Below are 24,285 nucleotides of genomic sequence, written 5' to 3'. Positions count from 1 at the left end.
GGTCAGGCCGAATAGGGGCGCAGCTGCACCAGGTGGAGGTGCTCGCCGTCGGCGAGCCACTCGATGTCCACCGGTGCGTCGAACATGTAGTCGGGGCAGAAGTGGCCCTGCAGCAGACGGCCGGCCACCGCGAGCCGCTGCAGCTGCGCGTGGGCACGCTCGTCGAGGTCCGCGGCCGCGTCGCCGAGGGACACCGTGCGGCCGCCGCCCTCGACCGTCGAATACAGGTACTGCATCGGCAGGGCCGTGCCGTCGACGACGTCCGTCACGTGCGGGGACACGTTGACGTACACCGTGCGGAAGTCCTTGCGGTTCAACGGGTTCGTGGTCACCAGCACGCCACCGAAATCGGCCTTGACCTGCTCCTGGATCACGACACCCATGTAGCACTCGTCGAGGGAGATCCCGGCCTGCTGCCGCAGGCGGACACTGCGCACCGAAACCAGCGACGCCCAGACCTCCTTGACGCCGGCGAAGATCCGCTCGGCCGTGGTGACGTGGTTGCGCGACTCGTAGATCCCGGCCGCCGAGAACCCGGCCAGGTCCTCGGCGTTCGACGACGACCGCACGACGAACGACCGCACCCCCGCCAGCTGGGACACCAGCGCGGAGTCGATCTCGCTGGCCAGCGCACCCGGCAGGCGGGCCGAGCGGATCAGCCCCTGCAGCTCGACGCACAGCGGCTCGACCTCGCGCGCGTCCAGCTCCAGTGCCATCTTCAGCTTGCCGATGGCCTGCTGGATCCGCGGCGACGACTCCAGGAACCGCCGGTGCAGCGAGAACGGCAGCGCGATCCCGCGCGGCACGCGCACGTGCTCCGAGAGCAGCCGGTGGGCCGCGGCGCCCAGTCCGGCGTCACGGGGGACGTCCAGCAGCCGGGCCAGGTACGGCAGCAGGTTCTCCCGCGGCGGCCGCGGCACCTGGTAGAAGCCGAGGAGCCGCTCGGACCCGTGCGCGAGGACGTGGTGCAGCTCGCCGAGGTTGGCCGCCTTGGTGCCGTACCGGTGCCGGTCGGCCGCGCGCAGCCGGTCCAGGTTCACGATCGGGCTGTGGTCGGCCTCCGGCTGCTCCAGCGTGACGCGCTGGGCGTACCAGCGCGGCTTGGCCGCCGCCTCGGCAGGCTCGGCGATCTCCCGCAGGGACAGCCCGTGGGCGTCCACTGTGTACTCGACCCACTTGCCGTCGAGCCCGCGACGCTCGACGTCGGCGAGCGCGCCGAGCTGGACCGCGTTCGGGATCTGCCAGCCCGTGGCCAGCACGTTGGTGTGCGACAGCGGTGTCGTGTGCCGCGCGTTGACGATCCCGGCCAGCCGCGGGATGTCGTCGGGGACGCGGTCCATCACGATGATGTCGGTCCAGTCCAGCGTCGCGGCCCGGTACTCGGCCTCGGTGCGGAACGCGCGCAGCCGCCCGGTGGCCGTGCCCGGGTTCAGCGCCACGAACGGCGCGCTGGAGAACAGCTCGTGCGCGAACACGCGGGGCAGCTCGCTCGCCGGGATCTCGCGGACGATCCGTTCCTGCAGCTGGTTCGCCGGCTTGAACACCAGCGGCAACGACGGATCGACGTATTCCGCGACGAAGGCGTGGAACTCGCGGATCAGCTCGGCAGGCATGGTGTCGACCTCGACCGTTTCCAGCGAAAGCAGCTGCGGGTGCAGCGAGAGAATGCCGAGCAGGAACCGGCGGTCCGGCGCGTGGTAGAAGATCTCGTTGTAGGAGTCGATCTCGGCGCGGACGCGTTCTTCGCCGACGCCGAGGATCTCTTCGGCGATATAGATCGCGTGAAAGGAATAGCGGGCGTCGTTCAGGAAGTGGATCGAGGACGTCTCGCGGTCCACCACGACCTTGACGAACGAATAACCGCCGAGCGTGCCGCCCAGCTGCTGGAGTGCGGACACGGAAAGGCGTTCGCCGACGAGTGCGGCGACGGTGCCGGAGGCAGGGCTGGGCGCGACCACGCTGGTCAGGGACACGGATTCTCCTCGCTGGAAAGAGCGAAGAGGAACGATAACAGGCAGGTAAATAACCCACCAGTGCCCCGGTTGCGCCATTCAGCGGCACACTTCCGGATTTCATGACCGGCGCCACACCCGCTCGGAGCACCGTTCCAGCGCGCTGGAACGGTGCTCCCGGAATGCGGACGCGTGTTCGGCCGTTCGGGTGCGGCGGTGACGCGGGGTGATTTCCGCTACAGCGCCGCGGCTTCCGCGGCCAGCTTCTCGATCGTCGCGGGATCGAGCGAGGCCGTCAGCCAGGAACCGCCGATGCAGCCGACGTTCGGCAGCGCCAGGTACTTCGGCGCCGAAGCCACCGTGATCCCGCCGGTCGGGCAGAACCGCAGCGACGGCAACGGGCCCGCGATCGACTTCAGGTACGCGACCCCGCCGGACGCCTCCGCCGGGAAGAACTTCAGCGCCGTCAGCCCGCGTTCGGCCAGCCGCATCGCCTCGGACACCGTGCTCGCGCCGGGCAGGAACGGCAGCCCGGTCTCGAAGCACGCGTCGACGACCGCGTCCGTGCTGCCCGGCGTCACCAGGAACTTCGCGCCCGCGTCGGCCGCCTGCTTCGCCTGGTCCGGCGAGACGACAGTGCCGGCGCCGATGACGATGTCCGGCACCTCGGCCGCGACGCGCTCGATCGCGGACAGTGCCGCCGGGGTGCGCAGGGTCAGCTCGATGACCCCGATCCCGCCGGCGAGCAGCGCCCGCGCCGTGGGCACCGCGTCGGCGGCGTCGTCGATCACCACCACGGGCATCACGGGGGACAGCTCGAGCAGGTCCTGACCGGTGGTCACTGACCGACCTCCTGTGTTGCGAAAGCGGGCGTTCCGAAGTGCTCCGGCGTCAGGCCGCCGAACACCGAAGCGCCCCGGTCGGCGGGGCCGACGGCACGGCGCAACGCGGCGAACAGCTCTCGGCCGGTGCCGGACCAGGATGCTTCGGACGGCGGCGCGTCCACAAGCTCACGCCGGGCGAGTTCTTCGTCACCGACGAGCACGTCGAGCGAGCCCGCGGACGCGTCGAGCCGGATGACGTCGCCGTCGGCGATGCGGGCGATCGGGCCGCCCGCCGCGGCCTCCGGCGTCACCTGGATCGCCGCCGGGATCTTGCCCGACGCGCCCGACATCCGGCCGTCGGTGAGCAGCGCCACCGCGTACCCGCGGTCCATCAGCACGCCCAGCGCCGGGGTCAGGCCGTGCAGTTCCGGCATGCCGTTGGCCCGCGGGCCCTGCTGCCGGAGCACCACGACGACGTCGCGGTCCAGCTCGCCGGCCTCGAACGCGGCGGTGAACGCCTCCTGGGTGGTGAACACCCGCGCGGGGGCCTGGACGACGCGGTGTTCCGGCGCCACCGCGGACACCTTGACCACCGCGCGGCCGAGGTTGCCCTCGACCATCCGCAGCCCGCCGTCCGCGGCGAACGGCCGCCACACCGGGCGCAGCACCTCTTCGTCGAGGCTGCGGGTGGGCACGTCGCGCCAGACCAGCTCGCCGTCGGACAGGATCGGCTCGGCGCGGTAGCGGTGCAGCCCGAAGCCCGCGACCGTGTGGACGTCTTCGTGCAGCAGCCCGGCGTCGAGCAGCGTGCCAACGAGGAACTGGATGCCGCCGGCGGCGTGGAAGTGGTTGATGTCGGCGCTGCCGTTCGGGTAGACCCGCGCCAGCAGCGGCACGACGGCCGACAGGTCGGCGAAGTCGTCCCAGGTCAGCTGGATGCCCGCGGCCGCGGCGACGGCGACCAGGTGCATCGTGTGGTTGGTCGAGCCGCCGGTCGCCAGCAGCGCGATGACGCCGTTGACGAACGCCTTCTCGTCGAGGATCCGCGCGACCGGCGTGTACTGCTCGCCGCGGGAGATCTCGACGACCCGCCGCCCGGCCTCTTCGGTCAGCGCGCGCCGCAGCGACGAACCGGGCTGGACGAAGCTGGCGCCCGGCAGGTGCAGGCCCATCACCTCGACGACCATCTGGTTGGAGTTCGCGGTGCCGTAGAACGTGCAGGTGCCTGCCGAGTGGTAGGACGCCGCTTCGGCGTCGAGGAGGTCTTCGCGCGTCGCGCGGCCCTCGGCGTACAGCTGCCGGACGCGGGCCTTCTCCTTGTTCGGCAGCCCGGAGTTCATCGGCCCGGCGGGCACCAGGATGGCGGGCAGGTGCCCGAACGACAGCGCGCCGATCAGCAGGCCGGGGACGATCTTGTCGCAGACGCCGAGCAGCAGCGCCGCGTCGAACATGTCGTGGGACAGCGCGATCGCCGTCGACATCGCGATGACCTCGCGGCTGAACAGCGACAGCTCCATGCCCGCGCGGCCCTGGGTGATGCCGTCGCACATCGCGGGCACGCCGCCGGCGAACTGGGCGACCCCGCCTGCCGAGCGCACGGACTTCTTCAGCCACGCCGGGTATTCGTGCATCGGCTGGTGGGCCGAGAGCAGGTCGTTGTAGGAGGACACGATCGCGACGCCGGGGGCGCGCGCGGCCCGCAGCGCTTCCTTGTCGACGCCCTCCATGGCGGCGAAGCCGTGGGCGAGGTTGCTGCACGCGAGGCCGCGGCGGACCGGGCCTTCGGCGTGGGCGGCGGCCGTGCGCTCGAGGTACGCCGAGCGCGTGGCGGCACTGCGCGCGGCGATGCGCGCGGTGACCTCGGCGACGACGGGATGCAACGATGGGGACGGGGTGGGGCTCATGTCCGGCTCCGGATCACTGGTGTGGGGTGGTCCGCGGGACGGCAGCGTTGACGCCTCTGGGTCGTGACACTGGCCACACTACCTTCCGGAAACGCGGAAACAAAATCGATTCAGAAGATCCACCCGCGTGACCCCGATCACCTTCGGAGCCGATAGTGTGCTAGTTGTCACACTGCACGACGCGTGGCACAGCCGTTGCGGTTCCCTGCCAGCCCCACCACACGGGAGGCATGATGTCCACCTCCGAGATCGCCGAGCTGCGGCGAACCATCGGCCAGCTCCGGCAGTGCGTCGGCGCACTGCGCTCGCGGTACGGCGACGCTTCGGCGGTGCGCCGGCTCGCCAACGACGTCGAGCGCCTCGACATCGACACCGCGGACCTCGACGGCGTCCCGCTCGCCGTGCCCGCCCAGGCCAAGGCGGCCGAACGCGTCCCGGTCCCGGACACCCCGTACGACCCGTCGCTGTGGCACGGCGCCGATGACGAAGGCGTCGGCGGCTACAAGCGCGACCAGCGGTGAGCGCTCCGGCTGACAACGGCGTCGGCACCGGCGTCCGGGCCCCGAAGCGGGCCCGGATCGCCGAGCGGACCCTCCGCACGGACCGGTGGTGGCTGCAGCCGCTGCTGACCGTGCTCGGGCTGGCCGCGTTCGTCATCTACGCGACGGTCCGGTCGTTCGTGCGCACCGCCTACTGGGTGCCCGACTACCACTACCTGACGCCGTTCTACTCGCCCTGCCTGTCCACGTCCTGCGTGCCGGGGTCGAGCCACTTCGGCCACTGGTTCGGCGAGCTGCCCGGGTGGATCCCGCTCGGCTTCGTCGTGCTGCCGTTCCTGCTCGGCTTCCGCCTGACCTGCTACTACTACCGCAAGGCCTACTACCGGTCCGTCTGGTTCTCCCCGCCCGCCTGCGCCGTCGCCGAACCGCACGCGAAGTACACCGGCGAGACGCGGCTGCCGCTGATCGTCCAGAACGTCCACCGCTACTTCTTCTACGTTGCCCTCATCGTCTCGCTGGTCAACACCTACGACGCGATCACGGCGTTCCACGGCAAGACCGGCGGCTTCGGGTTCGGGCTGGGCAACATCATCCTGCTCGGCAACGTGATCCTGCTCTGGGCCTACACGCTGTCCTGCCACTCCTGCCGGCACGTGACCGGCGGGCGGCTCAAGCACTTCTCCAAGCACCCGGTGCGCTACTGGATCTGGACGCAGGTCACGAAACTCAACACCCGCCACATGACGCTGGCCTGGACGACGCTCGGCACGCTGGTGCTGACCGACTTCTACGTCATGCTCGTCGCCAGCGGCGCGATCGCGGACCTGCGGTTCGTGAACTAGTTCCTCTTTCTCCCGACAACGACGTCCCCCAGTTCCGAGGTGGAATCCCTTCATGACCGAGGTCGAACGGCACAGCTACGACGTGGTGGTGATCGGTGCCGGTGGCGCCGGTCTGCGCGCCGTGATCGAAGCCCGCGAACGCGGCTTCCGCGTCGCGGTCGTGTGCAAGTCCCTGTTCGGCAAGGCGCACACCGTGATGGCCGAGGGCGGGTGCGCCGCCTCGATGGGCAACGCGAACTCCAACGACAACTGGCAGGTCCACTTCCGCGACACCATGCGCGGCGGGAAGTTCCTCAACAACTGGCGGATGGCCGAGCTGCACGCCAAGGAGGCGCCGGACCGCGTCTGGGAGCTGGAGACCTACGGCGCGCTGTTCGACCGCACCGCCGACGGCCGGATCAGCCAGCGCAACTTCGGCGGGCACACCTACCCGCGGCTGGCGCACGTCGGTGACCGCACCGGCCTCGAGCTGATCCGCACCATGCAGCAGAAGATCGTTTCGCTGCAGCAGGAGGACTTCGCCGAGACCGGGGACTACGAAGCGAAGATCAAGGTCTTCGCCGAGTGCACGGTCACCGAGCTGCTCACCACCGAGGGCCGCATCGCCGGCGCGTTCGGCTACTGGCGCGAGAGCGGCCGCTTCGTCCTCTTCGAGGCGCCCGCGGTCGTGCTCGCCACCGGCGGCATCGGCAAGTCGTTCAAGGTGACGTCGAACTCGTGGGAGTACACCGGCGACGGCCACGCGCTGGCCCTGCGCGCGGGCGCGAAGCTGATCAACATGGAGTTCGTCCAGTTCCACCCGACCGGGATGGTCTGGCCGCCGAGCGTCAAGGGCATCCTCGTCACCGAGGGCGTGCGCGGTGACGGCGGCGTGCTCAAGAACTCCGACGGCAAGCGGTTCATGTTCGAGTACGTGCCCGAGGTGTTCAAGGGCCAGTACGCCGAAAGCGAAGAGGAAGCCGACCGCTGGTACACCGACGCGGACAACAACCGGCGCACGCCGGACCTGCTGCCCCGCGACGAGGTGGCCCGCGCGATCAACTCCGAGGTCAAGGAGGGCCGCGGCTCCCCGCACGGCGGCGTCTTCCTCGACATCGCCAGCAGGCTGCCCGCCGAGGAGATCCGCAAGCGGCTGCCGTCGATGTACCACCAGTTCAAGGAGCTGGCGGACGTCGACATCACGGCCGAGCCGATGGAGGTCGGCCCGACCTGCCACTACGTCATGGGTGGCATCGAGGTCGACCCGGACACGGCCGCGGCGAGCGTGCCCGGCCTGTTCGCGGCAGGCGAGTGCTCGGGCGGCATGCACGGCTCCAACCGGCTCGGCGGCAACTCGCTGTCGGACCTGCTGGTGTTCGGCCGCCGCGCGGGACTCGGCGCCGCCGAGTACGTGCAGGGCCTCGACGGCAGGCCCGCGGTGCGGGAGTCCGATGTGGACGCCGCGGCGAAGATGGCGCTGGCACCGTTCGACCCGCCGGAAGACGGCGTCGCGGAGAACCCGTACACCCTGCACACCGAGCTGCAGCAGGCGATGAACGACCTGGTCGGCATCATCCGCAAGGCGGAGGAGATGGCGCAGGCGCTGGCGAAGCTCGACGAGCTGCGGCAGCGGATCCTGCGCGTCACCGTCGAAGGACACCGGCAGTTCAACCCCGGCTGGCACCTCGCGATCGACCTGCGCAACATGCTGATGGTCAGCGAGTGCGTCGCGAAGGCGGCACTGACGCGGACCGAAAGCCGCGGCGGGCACACGCGCGACGACTACCCGGGCATGGACGCCCAGTGGCGCAACAAGCTCCTCGTGTGCTCGGCCACGCCGGGGGACAACCCGGTGGTGCCGGACATCGACGTCGAGGTGAAGGAGCAGGTGCCGCTGCGGCAGGACCTGCTGGAGCTGTTCGAGTTCGCCGAGCTCGGGAAGTACTACACCGACGCGGAGCTGGAGACGCACCCCGGGAGCAAGGCATGAGTTACAAGGCGAGTTTCCGGGTCTGGCGCGGCGATGCCGACGGCGGCGGGCTGCAGGACTTCACGGTGGAGGTGAACGAGGGCGAGGTCGTCCTCGACATCATCCACCGGCTGCAGGCCACCCAGGCCGCGGACCTGGCCGTGCGCTGGAACTGCAAGGCGGGCAAGTGCGGCTCGTGCTCGGCGGAGATCAACGGCCGCCCGCGCCTGCTGTGCATGACGCGGATGTCGACGTTCACCGAGGACGAGGTCATCACGGTGACGCCGATGCGGACGTTCCCGGTGATCCGCGACCTCGTCACCGACGTGTCGTTCAACTACACGAAGGCGCGCGAGATCCCGTCGTTCACGCCGCCGCCGGACCTCAAGCCGGGCGAGTACCGGATGCAGCAGGTGGACGTCGAGCGCTCGCAGGAGTTCCGCAAGTGCATCGAGTGCTTCCTGTGCCAGAACACCTGCCACGTGGTGCGCGACCACGAGGAGAACAAGGAGGCCTTCGCCGGACCGCGGTACCTGATGCGCATCGCCGAGCTGGAGATGCACCCGCTGGACGTCGCCGACCGCCGTGACGCGGCGCAGGACGAGCACGGGCTCGGGTACTGCAACATCACCAAGTGCTGCAGCGAGGTGTGCCCGGAGGGCATCCACATCACCGACAACGCGCTGATTCCGATGAAGGAACGCGTCGCGGACCGCAAGTACGACCCGATCGTCTGGCTCGGCAACAAGCTCTTCCGCCGGGACAGGTGACCTTCCCGCCTGCCGTGCTGGCATGGTGGGGACATGGAGATCGAGCTGCTGCCGCCGTCCGCGGCGGACGACGGGGCGGTGATCGCGCGGATCACCGCCCTGGTCAACCAGGTCTACGCCGAGTCGGAAAAGGGGCTCTGGCAGGGCAGTCCCGATCGGACGTCGGCGGCCGAGGTGGCCGGGTTCGTGCGGGACGGGGAGATCGCCGTCGCCCGCGTCGACGGGGATCTTGCCGGGTGCGTGCGGGTGCGGCGGCTCGACGACGCCACCGGGGAGTTCGGCATGCTCGCCGCCGATCCCGCGCGGCGGGGCATCGGGGCCGGGCGGGAGCTGGTCCGGTTCGCCGAACAGGCGAGCCGGGACGCGGGCTGCCGGGAGATGCAGCTGGAACTGCTCGTGCCCCGCGGCTGGACGCATCCGGCGAAGCAGTTCCTGGCCGGGTGGTACGGCCGGCTCGGCTACCGCGTGACCCACCGCGGCGACCTCGCCGACGACTACCCGCACCTGGTGCCGTCGCTGGCCACGCCGTGCGATTTTCTCGTCTACCGCAAGGAACTCGCGTGACCGTGCTTGCCGGGGCGCGGGTGTTCGACCCCGAGACCGGCGAGACCACCCGCGCCGACGTCCGGCTCGACGGCGACCGCATTGCCGAGGTCGGCACCGGCCTCGACGGCGACCGGCGGGTCGACTGCTCCGGCGGGCTGCTCATCCCCGGGCTCATCGACTGCCACGTCCACGTCGCCTTCCCGCGCCCCGAGCCGTTGCCGCGCAGTGCCCGGATCCTCGAAGCCGTGCCGGTGCTGCGCCGCCTGCTCGCCCGCGGGATCACCACCGTCCGGGACGCTTGGGGCGCCGACGCCGGGATCCAGCACGCGCTGCGCGAAGGCTGGATCACCGGGCCCGACGTCCTGGTCAGCCTGCGCCAGCTGGGCCCGACCGGGGGACTCGGGGACAGCTGGGAGCCGCCCGCGGGCGCCGTCGACCACTACGGCGACCCGTCGCTGCCGGACCCCGTGTTCGACGGGCCGGACGGGGCCCGCGCGGCGGTCCGCCGGATGGTGCGGGCCGGGGCCGACTGGATCAAGGTCGGCGCGGGCGGGGCCCTGCGGACCGTTCGCGAAGGCCGGGACGTCCGCCCGGCCGACGACGAACTCGCCGCGCTGGTCGGCGAGGCCCGCCGCTGCGGCCGGGACGTCCTGGCCCACGCCCACACGTCCGCGGCCGTCGTCGCGGCGGCCCGCGCCGGGGCACGCAGCATCGAGCACGGCACCTTCCTCGACGACGAAGCCGTGGCCGCACTGGGAAACGCGTGGTACGTGCCGACGCTGGCGCCGATCAGCGGCAGCGAGTTCGCCGAGGCGCACCGGCGTTCGGTCCGCCTCGCCGTGGCCGCCGGAGTCCCCGTCGCCGCGGGCTCGGATCTGGCTCCGCGTCCCCATGTCGACTTGACGACCGAACTGCGGTTGCTGGCCGCGGTGCTCGGCGAGGCGGCGGCCCTGAAGGCAGCCACCTCCGAGGCGGCGCGTCTGCTCCGCCTCGACCACGACCGCGGCCGCATCCAGCCCGGCCTGCGCGCGGATCTCGTCCTGCTCCACGGCACCGGCCTCGACCTGGCCGACCTGCCCGGCCGGATCCGGGCGGTCTGGCACGACGGGGAACCGGCGGGGACCGTCACGTCGCCATGAGCTCGAACTCCTCGGCCAGCCGGACCAGGAACTCGCGCGACTCCCGTTCGGACAGCGCCGCCTGTTCCAGGCGGGTCAGCAGCACGTAGAACGCTTCGACGGCGACGCGCTCGTCGATGAACAGCCCGGCGGCGAAGGTTTCCTCGTACGCCACCGGCGGATGCTCGGCGAACTCCAGGATCGTGAACCGGCTGCCGACGAGGTGGTACGGCGGCGCCGAGGCGGGCACGACCCGGATCGTGCAGTGCGGGAGGTTGGTGGCCAGCACCAGTGACTGGATCTGCTCGTGCATCAGTGCCGGGTCGCGCAGGACCGACCGGAGCGTGTGCTCGTAGACGAAGTAGATGCACTGCGGCGGGTCGCGCCGCTGGAGCAGCTGCTGCTGGTCGATCCGCGCCTGGACGAGGTGCTGGAGCCGGTCGGTGGTGTACCGGCCGGACAGCTCGTAGACGCTGCGGAGGTAGTCCTCGGTCTGGAGCATGCCCGGCAGGGCCGTCGGGCTGTTCGTGATCACCGTCGTCGCGACGTTCTCCTGGACGATCAGGGACTTCGCGGGGTCGACGAGCTTGCTGAAGAACGGGCGGACCCAGTAGAGGTCGCTCGGGGGACGGGTCAGTTCCAGCAGCCGGTCGCGTTCCGGCGCCCGGGTGCCGCAGTGGGCGAGGTAGATCGCGGCGTCGATCGGCGAGATGCGGCGCCCGTTCTCCCAACCGGACACTTTGGACGCCGACCAGTCCGCGCGGCGGGCCAGCTCGCGCAGCGAGATCTGCTTCTCCTCGCGCTGGGCCTTCAACTCGATGCCCATCTCTCGCGTGCGCACCGTGCTCTTTTCGGTCATGCCTCGGACGGTAAAGGCAACCACTGACAAAACGGCTTCTGCCGCGCGGGGGATTCACCAGAACGGATGTCGCTGTTCTGCCTGTGCGACAACGGGTTCTGCGCGCGAAGCGTCGCGAAGCAGCTTCGCACAATGAAGCGTGCTTCGCGCCTTAATGGTACAACCCGCGGGTTGTGGAATCGTTTCTTGAGAGGTCTGCCGCGGGTTGTCGTGAGTGATAATTAGGGTTCTAACGCGAATTAGCACTCACGACCCGCGGGACCGGATCAGCCGAGGGTGCGGCCGCCGTCGACCACCAGCCGCTGGCCGGTGACGAAGCCCGCCTCCGCCGAGGCGAAGAAACTCACCGCCGCCGCCACGTCCTCCGGCGTGCCCAGCCGCCCGGCAGGCACGGACGCGCGGTAGGCCTCGCGCTCGGCTTCCGGGACGTCCGCGTGCCGTTCCACCGGGACGAAACCCGGCGCGACCGTGTTGACCGTGATCCCGTCCGGCGCCAGCTCGCGCGCCCAGGCGCGGACCAGGCCGGTCTGCGCGCTCTTCGCCGTCGCGTAGGCGGACCGGCCGGGCGGCGGGCGGTCCACGACCTCCGAGTCGAGGTGGACGATCCGGCCGTACCCGCGGGCCCGCATCCCGGGCAGCACGGCGTGTCCCAGCAGGACCGGCGAGCGCACGAAGAAGTCCAGCTGTGCCAGGTGATCCGGCCAGTCCACCCGGGACACCGGCGCTTCCGGCTGCGGGCCGGTCGCGTTGACCACCAGCACCGAGATCGGGCCCAGCACCGCGGTGACGGCGTCGACCAGCTCGCCGACCTGCCGCCGGTCGGTGACGTCCGCGGCGAAGGCACCCGCCCGGCCGCCCTCGGCGGCGATGCCCTCCGCGGCGGTCTTGAGATCGGCGTCGTCGTGGCGTCCGTTGACCGCGACGGCGAACCCGTCCCGGGCCAGCCGCCGCGCGATCACCCGCCCGAGACCCCGGGAACTGCCGGTCACCAGTGCGACACCCATGCGCCCGACGCTACGGAAGACCGGCGCCCGTGAAAAGGCCCCCGGTGGAGTCCACCGGGGGCCCTTGCACGGACCGCGTCAGCTCGCGGCGGACGCCAGCGCGATGTCGTCCTCGGGCTTGGCCTCGGTCTTGATGACCTTCTTCGCCCGGCGGTTGCGGCTCTCCAGGTACCGGGCCAGGCCGGTGAGCAGCAGGCACATCGCGATGTACATCGCGCCGACCACGATGGTGATCGGGACCAGCGGGCGGCCGAACTCCGTGATGCTGCCGAGGTACCGGGCGTAGCGCAGCAGCTCCTCGTAGGTGATGAGGAAGCCGAGCGCGGTGTCCTTCAGCAGCACCACCAGCTGGCTGATGATCGTCGGCAGCATCGCGCGCAGCGCCTGCGGCAGCAGCACCAGCGTCATCGCCTGCGTCTTGCGCATGCCCAGCGCGTACGCGGCTTCGGTCTGGCCCTTGGGCAGCGAGAGGACGCCCGCCCGGAAGACCTCGGCCAGCACCGAGCCGTTGTAGAGCGTCAGGCCCAGCACCACCGAATAGAACGGCGCGCCGAGGCTCAGGCCGTAGTGGAACGCGAAGATCATGACGACCAGCGGCACCGCGCGGAAGAACTCGACCACGGCGGTGCACGGCACCCGGATCACCGCGTGGTCCGACAGACGGCCGGCGGCGAACACGGCGCCGAAGACCAGCGCCAGCACCGCACCGGCGGCGAACGCCTTGAGCGTGTTGAGCAGGGCCGCGACCAGGTCCTCCTGGACGACCTTGTACTCCAGCCAGCTCCACAGCTTGGGTTCGAACTGCCCGGACGCGGCGAACCGGTAGATCACGAACGCGATCAGCGCGGCGATGGCGGCCACGCCGACGACCGCGAGCACGCGGTACCGGACCCGGGCCTTCGGGCCGGGGGTGTCGAAGAGGACCGAACTCATCGGGACACGCTCCAGCGCTTCTCCAGGCTGCGTTGCAACAGCGTCATCGGGACGACGAGGATGACGAAGAACAACGCCACCCACAGCAGGCCGACGAACACGTTGTAGCCGCGTTCGGACAGGTAGGCCTGGATCGAGCCGGCCTCGGTGACCGAGAAACCGGCGGCGATCGTGGTGTTCTTCAGCAGCGCGATCAGCGTGCTGACGAACGGCGGGACCACCGACCGGGCGGCCTGCGGGAGCACGATGGTGCCGAGTGTCTGGGCGAAGCTCAGGCCCAGCGCCCGGCTGGCCTCGGCCTGGCCGACCGGCACGGTGTTGATGCCGGAGCGGATCACCTCGCAGATGAACGCCGCGGTGTACATCGTCAGCGCCACCACGGCGGCCGTGAAGAACGAGATCTTCACGATCTTCAGCAGCGGGAAGGCGAAGGCGAAGAAGAAGAACAGCAGGGTGAGCGGCGTGTTGCGGAACAGCGTCACGTAGGTCGTGCCCGCCGCGCGGAACACCGGCACCGGGCTCACCCGCAGCATCGCCAGGATCGTGCCCAGGACCACCGAACCGACCGCGGAGATCAGGAACAGCTCGACCGTGGTGAGGAAGCCCGGACCGTACAGGTCAAGGTTGTCGAATAAGACGTCCATCGTGTCCTCGGTGCAGTTTCACGGATCGTCGAGGTGGATAGGGGCCGGCCGGTGGGGCAGCGGGCTGCCACCACCGGCCGGGAACCGGGAATCAGTACCGGTTGAGCGTCGGCTTCGTCGCGGTCGAACCGGACTTGCCGAGCGTGTTGTCGTAGATCTGCTGCCAGGTGCCGTCGTCCAGTGCGGCCTGGAGGATGTCGTTCACCTTGTCGCGCAGGGCCTTGTCGTCCTTCGGCAGGCCGATGCCGTACGGCTCCTTCGAGAACGGCTCGCCGACGACCTTGAACTTGTCCGGCTCCTGTGCCGCGTAGCCCTTGAGGATCGCGTCGTCGGTCGTGACGGCCTGGACCTGGCCGGTGTCCAGCTGGGACACGCACTGCGAGTAGTTCTGCAGCTCGACGATGTTGCCCGGCTCGGTCAGGCCCTGCTCGCGGACGCGCTGGATCGGGGTCGACCCGGTCACCGAGCAGACCTTCTTGCCCTTGAGCGTGTCCTTGCCGGTGATGTCGTTGTTGTCCTTCTTCACCAGCAGGCTCTGGCCGGCGATGAAGTACGGGCCGGCGAACGACACCTGCTGCTTGCGCTTGTCGTTGATCGTGTACGTGCCGACGTAGTAGTTGACGTCGCCGTTGGCGATCGCCTGCTCGCGGCCGGCCGACGGGACGGCCTTGTACTGGATCTTGTCCTCGCCGAAGCCCAGCTTCGCCGCGACCAGCTTCGCGATCTCGATGTCGAACCCGGTGTACTTGTTCGTCGTCGGGTCCTTGTAGCCGAGGCCGGGCTGGTCCTCCTTGACGCCGATGACGACCTTGCCCGCGGCCTTCATCTTGGCGAAGTCGGGCGAACCCGGGACGTCGACACCGGCCGCCGCGGTCTGCTGCGGGGCGGTGCCGCCGCTGTCGCCGGGCGCGCCCTCCTTGCCACAGGCGGTCAGCATCAGCCCGCCGGCCAGCAGGCCCACGGCGAGGGTGCGGATCCTCATTTCAGCTTTCTCCGTATCTGTCGTCGATGCGGCACGTGCCGCGCCGCCAAACGGGGCAGAACCTCAGTGGGTAAGGATCTTGCCGAGGAAGTCCTTCGCGCGCTCGCTCTTCGGCGCGGTGAAGAACTCTTCGGGCGTCGTGTCCTCGACGATCTCGCCGTCGGCCATGAAGATCACCCGATCGGCTGCCCGGCGGGCGAAGCCCATCTCGTGGGTGACGACGAGCATCGTCATGCCGTCCTTGGCCAGCCCGGTCATCACGTCGAGGACCTCCTGGACCATCTCCGGGTCCAGCGCCGAGGTCGGCTCGTCGAACAGCATGACCTTGGGCCGCATCGCCAGCGCCCGCGCGATGGCGACGCGCTGCTGCTGCCCGCCCGACAGCTGTGCCGGGTACTTGTCGGCCTGGTTGGCGATGCCGACGCGGTCCAGCAGCTCCATCGCCGTCTTGCGCGCTTCGGCCTGGCCGATCTTGCGGACCTTGACCGGGGCGAGCATGACGTTCTCGACGATGGTCTTGTGCGCGAACAGGTTGAAGGACTGGAACACCATGCCGACGTCGGCCCGCAGCGCCGCGAGCGCCTTGCCCTCGGCGGGCAGCGGGACGCCGTCGACGGCGATCTCGCCCGAGTTGATCGGCTCGAGCCGGTTGATCGCCCGGCACAGGGTCGACTTGCCCGACCCGGACGGGCCCAGCACCACGACGACCTGGCCGCGAGGCACCTCGAGCGTGATCTCCCTGAGCACGTGCAGGTCGCCGAAGTACTTGTTCACGGCGGACGCCTTGATCATCGGCGCCGCCACCTCCGCGGTCATCTGGCCTCCAGGGGTCGTTCGTGCCGGCACGGTGCGGCAGGGGTCACCACGCGATGGCGAGAACCTACCGTTGCTTTACCGGCTGGCAAGGCTGCTTGAGCAATACTTAGGGTTTCAACTGAGTATCGATGTCCGTTTCGGGGGGTGTCCACCCGGGGTCACGGGGAGTGACCGTCCGGGTGGCCGGTGCGGGTCCGGCTCCGAGGTCCTAGAGTTCGTCGCTACCGGCCGGTGAAGCAGGTCACCATGGGAGGCGACGGGTGCGGGTGCTGCTGGTGGAGGACGACGACCGGGTCGCGGGCGCGCTGATCCCGGCGCTGACCCGCCGTGGCCTGGCGATCGCCCGGCTGGCGACCGGCGCCGGGGTGCTCGACCGCGTGCACGAGGTCGACGTGATCCTGCTCGACCTCGGCCTGCCCGACATCGACGGCGTCACGCTCTGTCGTCAGATCCGCGCGGTCAGCGACGTCGCGATCATCGTCGTGTCGGCGCGTGGCGAGGTCGACGACCGGATCCAGGGCCTGCGCGCGGGCGCCGACGACTACCTGGTCAAGCCCTACGACGTCGAGGAGCTGCTGGCGCGGGTCGAGGCCGTGCGCCGCCGCCGCGGCGAGCACACCGCCGCGGAGCCGGTGGTGATCCGCGTCGGGGACGTCAGCGTCGACCTGTCCCGGCACGAGGTGCTGGTCGGCGGGCGCGCGGTCGCCCTGTCCCGCAAGGAGTTCCAGGTACTGGCGCTGGTCGCGAACGCCCGCGGCGCGGTGTGCTCGCGCGAGCACGTGCTCACCGAGGTGTGGGGCCACCGCGGCGCCGCGGAAAGCCGCTCGCTCGACGTCCACGTCGCGACGCTGCGGACGAAACTGGGCCGCCCGGCGCTGATCGAGACGGTCCGCGGGGTCGGCTACCGGCTCGGCGGCCAGGTCGCGCGGAGCTGAGCCGTGCGCGTCCGGCTGCAGGGCATCGTGCTGACGCTGGTCGCGCTGCTGGTGTTCGGCCTCGGCATCCCGCTGGCCATCACGATCGCCGCGGGCGCGCAGCAGGACCTGTTCCTCGACCGGCTGACCGACACCGCCCGGTTCGCGTCGCTGGCGCAGCGGCCGCTGCTGGACGACAAGCCGCGGCTGCTCGATCCCGACCTGCGCCGCTACACCGAGGTCTACGGCGTCCAGGTGCTGGTCTTCGACCAGGAGAGCAGGCCGGTGCTCAGCTCGCTGGGCGGCACCGCGCGGCTCGACATGCACGCCGAGCGGATCACCGGCCCGGTCCACGAGGCACTGGCGGGCCGCCGCTCCCAGCCCGGCGGCCTGCTGATGCCGTGGGACGCCACGCCGCTGGTGCTCGCCGAACCGGTGCTGGCCGACGGCGAGGTGCGCGGCGCGGTGGTGACCGTGTCGGACACCGGCGCCGAGCGGGCCGACGTGCTGTGGTGGTGGCTGCTGCTGGCCGCGGGCGGCATCCTCGCCTTCACGCTGGCGCTGGCCGTGGCGGTCCCGGTGGTGCGCTGGATCCTGCGGCCGGTGCAGCGGCTCGACGACGCGACCGGCGCGCTCGTGGCGTCCGTGGTCAGCGGGCGCGAGGCCGAGCCGGTGGGGGAGAGCGGCGGGCCGCCGGAGCTGCGGCAGCTCGGCCGCTCCTTCGACCGGATGGCCGAGAGCGTGTCCGGGGCGCTGGCCGCGCAGCGCGCGTTCGTCGCCGACGCGTCCCACCAGCTGCGCAACCCGTTGACAGCGCTGAAGATCCGGCTGGGCAACCTCGAAGGCCACGTCGACGACGAGACGGCCGCGGCCGACCTGGAGGCGGCGCGGGTCGACGCGGGACGGCTGCACCAGATCCTCGACGGGCTGCTGTCGATGGCCCGCGCCGAGGCGTCCGGCGGCGAGCTGGACCCGGTGGTGCTGGACGAAGCCGTCGCCGAGCGCGTCGCGGACTGGTCGGTGGTGGGCGAGGCCCGCGACGTGCGGCTGGTCGTCGCCACCGACGGCGAGGACCTGCGGGTGCGCCTGCCCCCGCGTGGCGCGGAGACGATCCTGGACGCGCTGCTCGACAACGCGCTCAAGTTCACGGCGTCGGGCACGGAAATCCGCATCGAGGTGGCCCGCGACGGCGACCGCGTCCGGCTGTCGGTGCGCGACCACGGCCCGGGCCTGCGGCCGGAGGAGCTGGACCGCGCACTGGACCGGTTCTGGCGCAGCCCGGCACACCAGAACGTCCCGGGATCGGGGCTGGGCCTGGCGATCGTCAGCGAGCTGGTGGCCCATTCGGACGGCGACCTGGCCCTGGACCTCCCCGACGGCGGCGGCCTGCGGATCACGATGACCTTCCCGGCCGCCTGACCGGACTTCGGCACAGTCGCGCGGTTGCGTCCCGCGGGTGCGGCGATGCACCCAAGGTGGCCTTCGGTGCGTTCAACGCACCGAAGGCCACCTTGGGGCGCTTCCCTGGCGGGCCCGGCGGCCTAGGTTTTCTGGCTCCGGTAGTAGCGCAAGGCGCCCGGGTGCAGGGGGATCGGCTGGGTCTCGATGCCCGGGTGGACGTCGATCGACAGCGCCGCCCGGTTGGCCAGGGCCAGCTGCTGGCGGGCGGCGAACAGGCCGCGGGTCAGTGCCTCGGCGACGTCGTCGGCCATCGACGGGCGGACCACCAGGAAGTTGGGCACCACCAGCGTCGTCACCGGCCGGGGCTGGCCGTAGGTGCTCGCCGGGATCGTGGCGGTGCCGTAGACCTCGCTGGTCGCCTGCATCTTCGGCAGCACGTCGGCGATGTCGACCAGCCGCAGGCGGCTCTGGTTCTCGGTGAGCTTCGGCGTCGGCAGGCCGCCGGACCAGAAGAACGCGTCCACTTCGCCGTCCAGCAGCGCGGCGATGGAGTCTTCGAGGCCGCGGGTGGTCGTGCTGACCGAGCCGGTCAGATCCGCCGCGGCGAGCAGCTGCTTGGCGATGAACTCCACGCCGGAGGCCGGCGAGCCGACGGCGATCCGGTGGCCGCGCAGCTGCGTCACCGACCGGATCCCGGAGTCGTCGCGGACGACGACGTGCAGGTAGTCGTCGTGGATGCGGGCGAGCGCGGCGAGGTCGTGGTGGGTCCGGTACTGCTCGGCGGCGACGTCGGCGGCCACGAAGGCGACGTCGGCCTGGCCCGCCAGCACCTTCGCGACGTTGTCGGGGGAACCCTGGGTCTGCAGCACCTGCGGCCGTCCGATGTCCAGGTCGTTCTGCCACGCGGTGGCGAGCGTCTGGGCGAGCTTGTCGTAGACGCCGCCGGGGTTGCCGGCGGCGATCCGCAGCTGCAGCCCCGCGAAGCCGGAGCTGCACGCCGACAGCACCAGCAGCAGGGCGGCCGCGATCGCGAGTCCGCGCCTCCGCCGGGTCCTGGCCACGGCCTGATCGTGCCAGATCAGCCGCGCTCGGTGCCGGTGGTCCGCCCGAGCAGCGCGTTCGACGACCGCACGAACGTGTCGGGGCACCCGCACGAGCCCCGGATCGTGAGCCGGGTCGGCAGCTTCTGCAGCCCGCTCGGGCGCGACTCGCTGGCGAGAGCGCCCACGAGCAGCTCGGCCGCCCGCCTGCCCATTTCGAAGATCGGCTGCTCCGCGGTGGTGAGGCCGGGGGTGGTGTAGGCCGCGTACTCGATACCGTCGAACGACGCGACCGCCAGGTCGTCGGGCACCCGCAGGCCACGGTCGGTCGCGGCGCGCAGCAGCCCGAGCGCGGCGAGGTCGCTGGTGACGAACAGCGCGGTCGGCGGGTTGGGGCCGGCCAGCAGCGTGTCGAGTGCCTCGTACCCGGCCCGGCCGCCGAACGGGCGGCGCAGCACCGGCAGCCCGGTGAGCCCGGCTTCGCCCAGCGCGCGCTCGTATCCGGCGACGCGGTCGCGGGAGGTCGAAACGTCCGGCCCGCTCAGGCAGGCGATCCGCGTGTGCCCGTGCCCGACCAGGTGCGCGACGGCTTCGCGGGCGCCGTCGACGGCGTCGGCCACGACCGTGGGCAGCTCGCCGTCGTCGAAGGACCGGTCGACGAACACCACCGGCGTCGGGATCTTCGCGTACTCCGCGCGCAGCACCGGGCTCGTCGTCGACGGGATCGCCAGCACGCCCTCCACCTGCCGGTCCAGGAACGCCCGCAGGTAGCCGAGTTCGCGCGTCTCGTCGTCGGCGGCGTTGCCGACCAGCAGGGGATACCCGAACCGGTGCGCGGTTTCCTCGACCGCGCGGGCGAGCAGCGCGAAGTAGGGGTTCGCGCTGTCGGGGATGACCAGCCCGAGCGCGTGGCCGCGGGCCATCCGCAGGGACCGGGCCACCGTGTTCGGCCGGTAGCCCAGTTCCTCGATGGCGGCGAGGATCCGCTCGCGGGTTTCCGGGGCGACGCGCCGCGGCCCGTCGTTGAGCACGTAACTGACCAGCGCCGGAGACGTCCCCGCCCGCCGGGCGACGTCCGCCCGCGTCACCGCCATCCAGAACTCCGTTCTTCGAAGCACAGTCTTGACAAGCAGTGTGCCAGAGCACACGATGGCTCATCAACACGAGTTGATAGCTGATCAACACGAGTTGAAACGCTGAGACCAGGGAGAATGCTCATGGGATGGAACCTTCGCCGCATCGTCGCGGTGACGGTCGCGGCCGCCGCGGTCACCGGAATGACCGCCGCCTGTGGCCGCGGTGGTGACGACGTCAAGCAGGCGAGCGGTCCGCGGATCGCCATCGTCACCCGCAACTTCACCAACCCGTACTGGGCCGCGCTGCGCGACGGCGCGCTGGCCGAGGGCAAGCAGCGCGGCGTCGAGGTCAACGTGCAGGCGGGCACGTCCGAGACCGACGCCGACGGCGAGAACGCCAAGATCTCCACCCTGGCCGGCCAGGGCTACGACTGCTTCGGCGTCGTCCCGGTCAACGCGAGCAACGTGATCACCCCGCTCGTCCCGGTGGCGCGCAAGAAGACGCCGATCCTCAACCTCGACTCGCAGATCGACCCCGCGGCCTCGAGCGCGGCGGGCGTGTCGTACGCGTCGTTCATCGGCTCGGACAACGTCGCGGCGGGCACCCTGGCCGGCCAGAAGATGCTCACCGCGCTGAACGGCACCGGCAAGGTCGTCATCCTGCAGGGCATCGCCGGTGAGCAGAACGGCATCAACCGCGAGAAGGGCTTCACCGAGGCGACCGGCGGCAAGCTCGAGATCGTCCAGCGCGCGCCCGCCGACTACGAGCAGGACAAGGCACTGCAGGTCACCGAGGCGATCCTCAAGGCGCACCCGGACATCACCGGCATCTTCGCCGCGAACGACACCATGGGCCTCGGCGCCGTCCAGGCCATCAAGAACGCCGGGCTGGCAGGCAAGATCAAGGTGATCTCGGTCGACGGCATCAAGGACGCCCTCGCCTCGGTCAAGAGCGGCGACCTCTACGGCACCATCACCCAGTACCCGTACGCCGAAGGTCAGCTCGCCGTGCAGGCGTGCATTGCCGCGCACTCCGGCAAGCAGATCCCGCAGCGCGTGGTCGCGCCGATCGCCTTCATCGACAACGCCGTCGTCGACCAGCAGATCGCTTCGTTCCCGAAGCCGTTCGCGCCGTTCGACAACCCGCTCGCCCCGCTGGTCGCCGGATGACGGCCACGGCGGCCCGGCCGCGTTCGTTCGACCTCGCCCGCGCGGCCGACTACGCCGCACCCGGCGCGCTGGTCGTGGTGTGGCTCGCGTTCTTCATCGCGACACCGCACTTCCTGACCCTGGACAACATCGGCGACCTGCTGGTCGCCTCGTCCATCCTGGCCGTGCTGGCGCTGGGCCAGCAGTTCGCCGTCGTGGTGGCCGGCATCGACCTGTCGGTCGGCGCCAACCTGCCGTGGGCGGCCGCGCTGCTCGGCGCGACGGCGACCGCGGGAGTCCCGATGGGACTGGCGATCCTGATCGCGATTGCCGGCAGCGTCGTCGTCGGCGTCGTCAACGGGTTCCTCGTCGGCTACCTGAAGATGACCGACTTCATCGTCACGCTCGGCTCGCTGAGCGTGGTCAGCGGCATCACGCTGCTGCTGACCGAAGGCAACACCGTCGCGGTGTCCTCGCCGTTCCTGCAGGCGATCGCGCTCGACGGGATCGGGCCGGTGCGCTGGTTCTGGCTGATCGCGCTCGCCGCCGCGGTGCTGGTGTGGGCGACGCTGTTCCGCACCCGCGCCGGCACGCACCTGCTCGCCGTGGGCGGCGGGCCGGACGCGGCGCTGGGCACCGGCATCCCGGTGCGGCGGGTGCGCCTGGCCGCCTACGCGGCGTCCGGCCTGCTGTGCGGGGTCGCCGGCGTGATGCTGGTGGCCCGCAACGGCGGCGCGGACCCCTCGCTGCAGACGAACTACCTGCTGAGCTCGATCGCCGCGGTGGTGCTGGGCGGGTCGTCGCTGTTCGGCGGCAAGGCGTCGGTCGCCGGCTCGGTGACCGGGGCGGTGCTGCTGACCAGCCTGGTCAACGGCTTCACGATCATCGGCATCTCCCAGTACTTCCAGACGATCGCCGTCGGCGCGGTGGTGCTGCTCGCGGCACTGCTGGCCCGGTTCCGGAAGTGAGGCGGCACATGACATCCGAAACGCAGTACCTGCTCGAAGCCCGCGACCTGGTGAAGACGTTCGACGCCGTGCGGGCGCTCGACGGGCTGAGCGCGGGCTTCGCCGAGGGCGAGGTCACCGCGATCGTCGGCGACAACGGGGCAGGCAAGTCCACGCTCGTGCGCTGCCTCACCGGCGTGCACCCGCCGACCGAGGGGCAGCTGCTGTTCCGCGGCGAGCCGATCCGGCTGTCCTCGCCGCAGGCGGCGCGCGACCTCGGCATCGAGACGGTCTACCAGGACCTCGGCCTGATCGACGACCTCGCGGTGTGGCAGAACCTGTTCCTCAACCGCGAGCTGCTGCGGCCGATCCCGCTGCTGGGCGTGCTCGACCGGCCGCGGATGATCCGGGAGAGCCGCGACATCCTCAGCGGGCTCGACGTCAACGTGCCTTCGGTGCGCACGACCGTCCGGCGCATGTCCGGCGGGCAGCGGCAGAGCATCGCCATCGCCCGCGCGGTCACCTGGGGCAAGTCGCTGGTGATCATGGACGAGCCGACGGCGGCGCTGGGCGTGCGCGAGACCGCGGCCGTGGAGAAGCTGATCCTGTCGCTGCGCGACCGCGGCGTCACCGTGCTCATCATCAGCCACGACCTGGACCAGGTGATGCGCGTGGCCGACACGGTCGTGGTGCTGCGCCGCGGGCGGGCGGTCGCGCGCCGCCCGGTCGCCGACGTCACGGGCGACCGGCTGGTCGGCCTGATCACCGGGACGATCGCGGAGGCCGCGTGAAGCGCACGGGCCTGATCAACGGCCAGCTGACCCGGGCGCTGGCCGGGCTGCGGCACACCGACCTCTTCGCCGTCAGCGACTCGGGCCTGCCCGTGCCCGGCGGCGTCGAGGTGATCGATCTCGGTGTCGTGTACGGGATCCCGGACTTCCTGACCGTGCTGCGCCCGGTGCTGGCCGAGGTGACGGTCGAGGCGGCGTGGGCGTCGCGCGACGTCGCCGACGTCAACCCGGACGTCCACCGGGCACTGGCCGACCTCGTGGGTCCGCAGCTGCTGGCGCACGAGGACTTCAAGGAGCGGCTCGCGCAGTGCCGGTTCGTGGTCCGCACCGGGGACGCGACGCCGTACGCCAACGTCCTGCTGCGGGCGGGAGTGGCGTGGTGAGCGGATCCGTCGTCGTCCTCGGCGCGGTGAACGTCGACCACGTCGTGGTGGCCGGCCGGCTGCCGCGGGCGGGCGAGACGGTGGTCGGCCCGGCAATGGTGCGCCACGGCGGCGGCAAGGGAGCGAACGCGGCGGTGGCGGCCGCCCGCTTCGGCGCCCGCGTCCACCTGGTCGCCGCGGTCGGCCGCGACGACGTCGGCGACGGCGCGCTCGCCGAGCTCGTGGAGTCCGATGTGGACGTTGCACACGTCGACCGGCTCGACGGCGTCCCGACCGGAGCCGCGGACATCGGCGGCGACGGCCGTGGCGCGACCCAGCTCGCGGGCGGCGCGGGCGCCACCGCCCGCGTCGCCCCGGACCGCGTCCGCGCCGCGCTGCGGGAGCTGCTGCCGTCGTGCGGCTGCGTGCTGGTCAGCACCGAAGTCCCGGAGGAGGCGGTGGCGGCCGCGGTCGAGGAGGCCACGGCGGCCGGGGTCCGCTGCGTGCTCAACCCGGCCCCGGTCGTCCCGGCGGTGACACGGCTGCTGCGGCACGGCCCGGTGCTCACGCCGAACCGCGGCGAGGCAGCGGAACTGGCCCCGGACCTCGCCACCCTGGCGGCACGCACCGGGGCACCGGTGGTGGTGACGCTGGGCGGCGACGGAGTCCGGTACGTACTGCCGGACGGCGAAGCGGTCGACGTCGCACCACACCCGGCAAAGGTGGTCGACACAACGGGCGCGGGCGACACGTTCAACGGGGTCCTCGCCGCCCGCCTCGCGGCAGGCGACAACCTGGACCGCGCGGTCCGCACAGCGAACGCGGCGGCAGCCCTGTCGGTGGCCACGGCGGGCGCCCGGGGCGGCCCTACGCGGGCACAGGTGAGGGTGGCGCTCGGGGAGTCCTGACCGCGGTGTTGCAGGAACCTGTCATCGCGGTCGCGGCCGCCCGTCCTGCTCCTAC

24 protein-coding genes are annotated in these 24,285 nt (G+C 71.2%); 13 read left to right on the top strand and 11 right to left on the bottom strand.

All coding sequences use genetic code 11. The features are described 5' to 3' along the window. Nucleotides 1–2: 2 nt before the first annotated feature. The 3 genes from ABJI51_RS36815 to edd form a co-directional block, all read right to left on the bottom strand. Nucleotides 3–1,973, bottom strand: coding sequence for a PEP/pyruvate-binding domain-containing protein (locus ABJI51_RS36815; RefSeq protein WP_348955737.1), 1,971 nt, complete (start codon nt 1,971–1,973; stop codon nt 3–5). A 215-nt stretch (nt 1,974–2,188) separates the two neighbouring features. Further along, the gene (gene eda, locus ABJI51_RS36810) at nt 2,189–2,794 is read right to left on the bottom strand and encodes a bifunctional 4-hydroxy-2-oxoglutarate aldolase/2-dehydro-3-deoxy-phosphogluconate aldolase (protein WP_348955736.1); all 606 of its coding nucleotides are present in this window, start codon (nt 2,792–2,794) and stop codon (nt 2,189–2,191) included. Next, nucleotides 2,791–4,680 carry a phosphogluconate dehydratase gene (gene edd, locus ABJI51_RS36805; RefSeq protein WP_348955735.1) on the bottom strand — a complete coding sequence of 630 codons (1,890 nt, stop codon included), beginning with the start codon at nt 4,678–4,680 and terminating at the stop codon, nt 2,791–2,793. Before edd ends, eda begins: the two co-directional genes overlap by 4 nt. A gap of 233 nt (nt 4,681–4,913) precedes the next feature. Between edd and ABJI51_RS36800 the strand changes: the two genes are divergently transcribed. Genes ABJI51_RS36800 through ABJI51_RS36775 form a run of 6 tightly spaced genes read left to right on the top strand, consistent with a single transcriptional unit; the run spans nt 4,914 to nt 10,425 of the window. Continuing rightward, on the top strand, nt 4,914–5,201 hold the full coding sequence (locus ABJI51_RS36800) for a hypothetical protein (protein WP_072480650.1): 288 nt from the start codon (nt 4,914–4,916) through the stop codon (nt 5,199–5,201). After that, the gene (locus ABJI51_RS36795; protein ID WP_348955734.1) at nt 5,198–6,022 is read left to right on the top strand and encodes a hypothetical protein; all 825 of its coding nucleotides are present in this window, start codon (nt 5,198–5,200) and stop codon (nt 6,020–6,022) included. The genes ABJI51_RS36800 and ABJI51_RS36795 overlap by 4 nt, the downstream gene beginning before the upstream one ends. Nucleotides 6,023–6,074: 52 nt before the next feature. Continuing rightward, the gene (locus ABJI51_RS36790) at nt 6,075–7,991 is read left to right on the top strand and encodes a fumarate reductase/succinate dehydrogenase flavoprotein subunit (RefSeq protein ID WP_348955733.1); all 1,917 of its coding nucleotides are present in this window, start codon (nt 6,075–6,077) and stop codon (nt 7,989–7,991) included. Next, complete coding sequence (locus ABJI51_RS36785) at nt 7,988–8,740, top strand: succinate dehydrogenase/fumarate reductase iron-sulfur subunit (RefSeq protein ID WP_348955732.1); 753 nt, start codon at nt 7,988–7,990, stop codon at nt 8,738–8,740. The genes ABJI51_RS36790 and ABJI51_RS36785 overlap by 4 nt, the downstream gene beginning before the upstream one ends. A gap of 33 nt (nt 8,741–8,773) precedes the next feature. Next, nucleotides 8,774–9,304: a GNAT family N-acetyltransferase gene (locus ABJI51_RS36780; protein ID WP_348955731.1), complete on the top strand. Its 531-nt coding sequence runs from the start codon at nt 8,774–8,776 to the stop codon at nt 9,302–9,304. Next, entirely contained in the window at nt 9,301–10,425 is a 1,125-nt protein-coding gene (locus tag ABJI51_RS36775; protein ID WP_348955730.1) for an amidohydrolase family protein, read from the top strand. The genes ABJI51_RS36780 and ABJI51_RS36775 overlap by 4 nt, the downstream gene beginning before the upstream one ends. Here the strand turns inward: ABJI51_RS36775 and ABJI51_RS36770 are convergent. The 6 genes from ABJI51_RS36770 to ABJI51_RS36745 form a co-directional block, all read right to left on the bottom strand. Further along, nucleotides 10,412–11,263: a helix-turn-helix domain-containing protein gene (locus tag ABJI51_RS36770; RefSeq protein WP_348955729.1), complete on the bottom strand. Its 852-nt coding sequence runs from the start codon at nt 11,261–11,263 to the stop codon at nt 10,412–10,414. The genes ABJI51_RS36775 and ABJI51_RS36770 overlap by 14 nt on opposite strands. A 266-nt stretch (nt 11,264–11,529) precedes the next feature. Continuing rightward, a complete protein-coding gene (locus tag ABJI51_RS36765; protein ID WP_348955728.1) occupies nt 11,530–12,267 on the bottom strand; it encodes an SDR family NAD(P)-dependent oxidoreductase in 738 nt (245 codons plus the stop codon). A gap of 78 nt (nt 12,268–12,345) precedes the next feature. Next, a complete protein-coding gene (locus ABJI51_RS36760; protein ID WP_348955727.1) occupies nt 12,346–13,200 on the bottom strand; it encodes an amino acid ABC transporter permease in 855 nt (284 codons plus the stop codon). Next, complete coding sequence (locus ABJI51_RS36755) at nt 13,197–13,844, bottom strand: amino acid ABC transporter permease (RefSeq protein ID WP_348955726.1); 648 nt, start codon at nt 13,842–13,844, stop codon at nt 13,197–13,199. Before ABJI51_RS36755 ends, ABJI51_RS36760 begins: the two co-directional genes overlap by 4 nt. Before the next feature lie 91 nt (nt 13,845–13,935). Further along, nucleotides 13,936–14,826, bottom strand: coding sequence for a glutamate ABC transporter substrate-binding protein (locus ABJI51_RS36750; protein WP_348955725.1), 891 nt, complete (start codon nt 14,824–14,826; stop codon nt 13,936–13,938). A 63-nt stretch (nt 14,827–14,889) separates the two neighbouring features. Further along, nucleotides 14,890–15,618, bottom strand: coding sequence for an amino acid ABC transporter ATP-binding protein (locus tag ABJI51_RS36745; RefSeq protein WP_348955889.1), 729 nt, complete (start codon nt 15,616–15,618; stop codon nt 14,890–14,892). A 284-nt stretch (nt 15,619–15,902) separates the two neighbouring features. Between ABJI51_RS36745 and ABJI51_RS36740 the strand changes: the two genes are divergently transcribed. Both ABJI51_RS36740 and ABJI51_RS36735 read left to right on the top strand, forming a co-directional pair. After that, nucleotides 15,903–16,577, top strand: a complete 675-nt coding sequence (locus ABJI51_RS36740) for a response regulator transcription factor (protein WP_348955724.1) — start codon at nt 15,903–15,905, stop codon at nt 16,575–16,577. Nucleotides 16,578–16,580: 3 nt separating this feature from the next. Beyond that, nucleotides 16,581–17,975: a sensor histidine kinase gene (locus ABJI51_RS36735; protein ID WP_348955723.1), complete on the top strand. Its 1,395-nt coding sequence runs from the start codon at nt 16,581–16,583 to the stop codon at nt 17,973–17,975. A gap of 122 nt (nt 17,976–18,097) precedes the next feature. Here ABJI51_RS36735 and ABJI51_RS36730 read toward each other — a convergent pair whose 3' ends face one another. Beyond that, nucleotides 18,098–19,018, bottom strand: coding sequence for a TAXI family TRAP transporter solute-binding subunit (locus ABJI51_RS36730; RefSeq protein WP_348955722.1), 921 nt, complete (start codon nt 19,016–19,018; stop codon nt 18,098–18,100). Nucleotides 19,019–19,035: 17 nt separating this feature from the next. Further along, nucleotides 19,036–20,091 carry a LacI family DNA-binding transcriptional regulator gene (locus ABJI51_RS36725; protein ID WP_348955721.1) on the bottom strand — a complete coding sequence of 352 codons (1,056 nt, stop codon included), beginning with the start codon at nt 20,089–20,091 and terminating at the stop codon, nt 19,036–19,038. Between the two features lie 123 nt (nt 20,092–20,214). Here ABJI51_RS36725 and ABJI51_RS36720 point away from each other — a divergent pair, with 123 nt between their 5' ends. From ABJI51_RS36720 to ABJI51_RS36700, 5 genes are read left to right on the top strand one after another with little or no spacing between them, the layout of a single operon-like run. Continuing rightward, complete coding sequence (locus tag ABJI51_RS36720; RefSeq protein ID WP_348955720.1) at nt 20,215–21,243, top strand: sugar ABC transporter substrate-binding protein; 1,029 nt, start codon at nt 20,215–20,217, stop codon at nt 21,241–21,243. After that, a complete protein-coding gene (locus ABJI51_RS36715) occupies nt 21,240–22,190 on the top strand; it encodes an ABC transporter permease (protein ID WP_348955719.1) in 951 nt (316 codons plus the stop codon). The genes ABJI51_RS36720 and ABJI51_RS36715 overlap by 4 nt, the downstream gene beginning before the upstream one ends. Before the next feature lie 8 nt (nt 22,191–22,198). Next, a complete protein-coding gene (locus ABJI51_RS36710) occupies nt 22,199–22,960 on the top strand; it encodes an ATP-binding cassette domain-containing protein (RefSeq protein WP_348955718.1) in 762 nt (253 codons plus the stop codon). Continuing rightward, nucleotides 22,957–23,343 carry a D-ribose pyranase gene (gene rbsD / locus ABJI51_RS36705; RefSeq protein WP_348955716.1) on the top strand — a complete coding sequence of 129 codons (387 nt, stop codon included), beginning with the start codon at nt 22,957–22,959 and terminating at the stop codon, nt 23,341–23,343. The genes ABJI51_RS36710 and rbsD overlap by 4 nt, the downstream gene beginning before the upstream one ends. Next, nucleotides 23,340–24,230: a PfkB family carbohydrate kinase gene (locus tag ABJI51_RS36700; RefSeq protein ID WP_348955715.1), complete on the top strand. Its 891-nt coding sequence runs from the start codon at nt 23,340–23,342 to the stop codon at nt 24,228–24,230. The genes rbsD and ABJI51_RS36700 overlap by 4 nt, the downstream gene beginning before the upstream one ends. The last annotated feature ends 55 nt before the right edge of the window (nt 24,231–24,285 follow it).

Origin of the sequence: Amycolatopsis melonis (assembly GCF_040064235.1) — a bacterium.
Classification (GTDB): Bacteria; Actinomycetota; Actinomycetes; order Mycobacteriales; family Pseudonocardiaceae; genus Amycolatopsis; species Amycolatopsis melonis.
The sequence above is the reverse complement of the archived record's forward strand: the minus strand, read 5'-3'. Positions and strand labels throughout refer to the sequence as shown.

Excerpts from the sequence above, each read along its gene's own strand:
- ABJI51_RS36790 (WP_348955733.1), top strand. The coding sequence starts at position 6,075 with ATGACCGAGGTCGAACGGCACAGCTACGACGTGGTGGTGATCGGTGCC.
- ABJI51_RS36715 (WP_348955719.1), top strand. The coding sequence starts at position 21,240 with ATGACGGCCACGGCGGCCCGGCCGCGTTCGTTCGACCTCGCCCGCGCG.
- ABJI51_RS36785 (WP_348955732.1), top strand. The coding sequence starts at position 7,988 with ATGAGTTACAAGGCGAGTTTCCGGGTCTGGCGCGGCGATGCCGACGGC.
- edd (WP_348955735.1), bottom strand. The coding sequence starts at position 4,680 with ATGAGCCCCACCCCGTCCCCATCGTTGCATCCCGTCGTCGCCGAGGTC.
- ABJI51_RS36755 (WP_348955726.1), bottom strand. The coding sequence starts at position 13,844 with ATGGACGTCTTATTCGACAACCTTGACCTGTACGGTCCGGGCTTCCTC.
- ABJI51_RS36710 (WP_348955718.1), top strand. The coding sequence starts at position 22,199 with ATGACATCCGAAACGCAGTACCTGCTCGAAGCCCGCGACCTGGTGAAG.
- ABJI51_RS36725 (WP_348955721.1), bottom strand. The coding sequence starts at position 20,091 with ATGGCGGTGACGCGGGCGGACGTCGCCCGGCGGGCGGGGACGTCTCCG.
- ABJI51_RS36765 (WP_348955728.1), bottom strand. The coding sequence starts at position 12,267 with ATGGGTGTCGCACTGGTGACCGGCAGTTCCCGGGGTCTCGGGCGGGTG.
- ABJI51_RS36800 (WP_072480650.1), top strand. The coding sequence starts at position 4,914 with ATGTCCACCTCCGAGATCGCCGAGCTGCGGCGAACCATCGGCCAGCTC.
- ABJI51_RS36745 (WP_348955889.1), bottom strand. The coding sequence starts at position 15,618 with ATGATCAAGGCGTCCGCCGTGAACAAGTACTTCGGCGACCTGCACGTG.
- ABJI51_RS36770 (WP_348955729.1), bottom strand. The coding sequence starts at position 11,263 with ATGACCGAAAAGAGCACGGTGCGCACGCGAGAGATGGGCATCGAGTTG.
- ABJI51_RS36720 (WP_348955720.1), top strand. The coding sequence starts at position 20,215 with ATGGGATGGAACCTTCGCCGCATCGTCGCGGTGACGGTCGCGGCCGCC.
- ABJI51_RS36760 (WP_348955727.1), bottom strand. The coding sequence starts at position 13,200 with ATGAGTTCGGTCCTCTTCGACACCCCCGGCCCGAAGGCCCGGGTCCGG.
- ABJI51_RS36780 (WP_348955731.1), top strand. The coding sequence starts at position 8,774 with ATGGAGATCGAGCTGCTGCCGCCGTCCGCGGCGGACGACGGGGCGGTG.
- ABJI51_RS36750 (WP_348955725.1), bottom strand. The coding sequence starts at position 14,826 with ATGAGGATCCGCACCCTCGCCGTGGGCCTGCTGGCCGGCGGGCTGATG.